Genomic DNA, 3,463 nt, shown 5'->3' with positions numbered 1-3,463 from the left:
GAAGACCAGGAGGAAGGTCAGGAAATCGGTGGGCGAAATCCGGGTCTCGCCAAAGGAGAAGCCTTCGCGGAAGCGGGCCCAGATCTCGGTCAGGTCGGCGACGCGCGCGCCCCAGACCAGCGCCAGAAGCGGGATGGTCGCCAGCAGCAGCATGAGCCCCGCGAGCACCGGCACGAGGCTGTCGGCGTCCTGCGCACTCTTGCCGGTGAACAGCTCGTAGAGGTCGTTGATGAAGCGCTGAAGAACGAGGATGAGCGCCAGCAGCGACAGCGTGCGCACCGCCGGGTAGACCAGCGCCTGCCCGACGCCGTCGTAGCCGATGGCCGACATGATCGGGCCGACGATGGCCGCGACCATGGCGCCACGGCCGATGATCCGCGTCATGCGCAGGCGGAACTGCGAGCCCTCGAGCAGTGTGCCGTCGGTCGCGGTCTCGGGGCTGAGCTGGCCGAGGATGTGCCCGAGCCGCCAGAGCATCATGGCACAGAGCACCAGCACCGGGAAGTCGAGCACGATGCTGGTGGTCTCGGAGTAGTTGAAGGTCGACGAGAAGGTCTCGCCGATGGACCTCAGCACCAGCAGGATTGCCAGCATGTTGGCGTAGAACCGCGCCTCGCGCCGCCGGGCCAGCGGCAGCGGCAGGGTGGCGACATCGTCGCTGCGGTTGAAGGTCTGATCGGCGAGCCAGCGGATCCAGAGCAGCGTACCGCCCCAGTTCGGCAGCTGCTCGAGCAGGACGCTGCCGTTCTCACCCAGCACGTTGCTCAATGTCAGCGCCACGGTGAGCAGGATCAGCCCGATCAGCGGCAGCACGAAGCCGCCCAGCGAGACCACGAAGCTCCAGACCCCGGTGCCGCGCCGGGTGCGGACGCGCAGCCAGTCCACAAGCTTGCGGATCCAGACCGGTCCGCGCACCACCAGCAGCCCTGCTATGCCCAGCAACAGCAGGATCACGGGCAGGTTGCTCTTGAGGACCGAAAACTTTGTCTCGGAGCCGATGTTCTTCTCGAACTCGGCCCAGATGCTCTGTCCCGACGCCACAAGCTCGACCGCCGCATCCCGCCAGTTGGCGGGATAGAGCGGCGACGGCCGCTGCTCGAGCAGCGCGGTGGTCTGCCGGGCGCGGATGATCTCGTCGATCTCGCGGATCAGGCCGTCGGCGCGGGTATAGGCCTCTTCGGCGCTGCGCACCGGGGCCTCGAGCCGCTGGATCTCGGCGGTGAGCTCCGCGCGCCGGGTGGCGATGCCCTCGGCCTCGGTGGCGCCCTCCTCGGGTGCCGGCCCCAGCGCGTCGATCTGCGACTGCAGCGTGCGCAGCCGCGTGGCGTTGGTGCTCTGCGCCTGCAGGAAGCTGTCCCGCCAGCCGGCGATCTCGCTGCGCAGGGTCTCGAACTGTTCATTGGTCTCGTCGCCCTCGTCGATCACCTGCTCGGCGCTGTCGGCGAGCTTGTTCCAGGCGGTGTAGTCGAGAGAGCCGTCCTGCGCATAAGCCCCTCCCGCGCCCAGTGTGAGAGTGAGCGCGAGGCAGGCGGCAAGAAGCCAGCGGTAGATAAGGGTCATGTGTCCTCGAAGACTCCGGGGATCGAGGCGGGCGCGCGGTCGAGCCAGCTCGGCACCGGCAGCCCCTTCTCCTTGAGGAACTCGGGGTTGAACAGCTTGGACTGGTAGCGGTTGCCGTAGTCGCAGAGCACCGTGACGATGGTGTGACCCGGGCCCATCTCCTGCGCCATGCGGATGGCACCGGCGATGTTTATGGCCGACGAGCCGCCGAGGCAGAGCCCCTCTTCCTGCAGCAGGTCGAAGACCAGCGGCAGGGCTTCCTCGTCGGGAATCTGATAGGCGAAATCGGGGGTGAACCCCTCGAGGTTGGCGGTGATCCGCCCCTGGCCGATACCCTCGGTGATCGAGGTGCCCTCGGCCTTGAACTCGCCGGTCTTGTAGTAGCTGTAGAGCGCCGCACCCATCGGGTCGGCAAGGCCGATCTTCACGCCCTTGGGCTGCAGGGCCTCGGCCACGCCCGCAAGCGTCCCGCCCGAGCCCACGGCCGCGACTAAGCCGTCGACCTTGCCGCCGGTCTGTTCCCAGATCTCGGGGCCGGTGGTCTCGACGTGGGCACGGCGGTTGGCGACGTTGTCGAACTGCTGCGCCCAGATCACGCCATGTTCGGCGGTGCGCGACATCTCCTCGGCGAGACGGCCGGAATAGCGCACGTAATTGTTGGGGTTCTTGTAGGGAGCGGCGGGCACCTGCACGAGCTCTGCCCCGGCCAGGCGGATCATGTCCTTCTTCTCCTGGCTCTGGGGCTCGGGGATCACGATCACGGGGCGGAAGCCCATCGATGCGCCGACGAGCGCAAGCCCGATGCCGGTGTTGCCCGCGGTACCCTCGACGATGGTGCCGCCGGGCTCGAGCAGGCCCTTCTCGATCGCATCGCGGATGATGAACAGCGCGGCACGGTCCTTCACCGACTGGCCGGGGTTCATGAACTCCGCCTTGCCGAGGATGGTGCAGCCGGTCATCTCGCTGGCTTTGCGCAGCTTGATAAGCGGCGTGTTTCCGATCAGTTGCGCGAGATCCTGTGCGACCCGCATGGGCGGCCTCCCCTCTTGTAAGGTCGTGAGCGTCTGGAGGACAGGTTTAGGGCGCGCCCCGGGGGAACTCAAGCACCCCGGCGCAGCTCCTCACGATGACGTGCCAGCCAGTAGAGCATCATCGCCAGCGGACCGACGTTGATCTCGCCGCTGTCGACCAGCTCCATCGCCCGGTCGAAGCTGATGACGTGGCTTCGGATGTCCTCGTTTTCCTCTTCCAACCCGCCGACGCCATTGTCGCGCTCGCTGAGCGAGCAGAAGCCGAGGAAACAGTGGAAGTACTCGGTCGAATAGCCTGGCGAGGCGTAGATCCTCATCATCGGCCGCAGGTCGCGAAGGCTGACGCCGGCCTCTTCCTCGGCCTCGCGCAGCGCGCAGACCTCGGGGCTCTCGCCCGCATCGACCAGCCCCGCCACCGGCTCGAGCACCCACGGATGCGGATCGCCGCGCAGGGTCGGGCCGAAGCGCAGCTGCTCGACCAGCAGCACCCGGTCGGTCTCGGGGTCGTAGGGCAGCACCAGCGCGCCGTCATAGGCCATGAAGGCCTCGCGCCGCAGCGGTTCGGTCCAGCTGCCGTCGAAGCGGCGGTGGCGCATGGTGAAGGCGCGCATCCGGAAGAAGCCTTCCCAGCCCGGCCGGTCGCCGAGGAACTCGACAGCCTCTCGGCCGCGTTTCGAGCGCAGCTCGGCGGGCGCGCCCTGGCGGCCCAGCTGCAGCGCCCAGGCGCGGGCCTCGAGATAGGGCCGCAACCGGCCGATCTCGTCCAGCTCCGCCTGTCCATGCTGCGCCATGATCTCGCGCGCGGCGTCGCAGGCGGCATCGCCCCACTCGGCGCGCCACTCCTCGAACGAGAACAGCGGCCCGCAGGCTTC

Annotated in this window: 3 protein-coding genes; all 3 read right to left on the bottom strand. The window is 68.0% G+C overall.

The window, feature by feature from the left end:
- The coding region (locus tag HC022_RS21615; protein WP_167453788.1) for a DUF3772 domain-containing protein at positions 1-1,560 on the bottom strand (1,560 nt) is incomplete at its 3' end.
- Entirely contained in the window at positions 1,557-2,591 is a 1,035-nt protein-coding gene (locus HC022_RS21610; RefSeq protein WP_167453787.1) for a cysteine synthase A, read from the bottom strand. The genes HC022_RS21610 and HC022_RS21615, both read right to left, overlap by 4 nt.
- Before the next feature lie 68 nt (positions 2,592-2,659).
- Positions 2,660-3,463, bottom strand: an 804-nt coding sequence (locus HC022_RS21605; RefSeq protein ID WP_167453786.1) for an NUDIX domain-containing protein, incomplete at its 5' end; no start/stop codon positions are given.

It is taken from the genome of Salipiger sp. HF18 (genome assembly GCF_011806505.1).
Classification (GTDB): domain Bacteria; phylum Pseudomonadota; class Alphaproteobacteria; order Rhodobacterales; family Rhodobacteraceae; genus Salipiger; species Salipiger thiooxidans.
The sequence above is the reverse complement of the archived record's forward strand: the minus strand, read 5'-3'. Positions and strand labels throughout refer to the sequence as shown.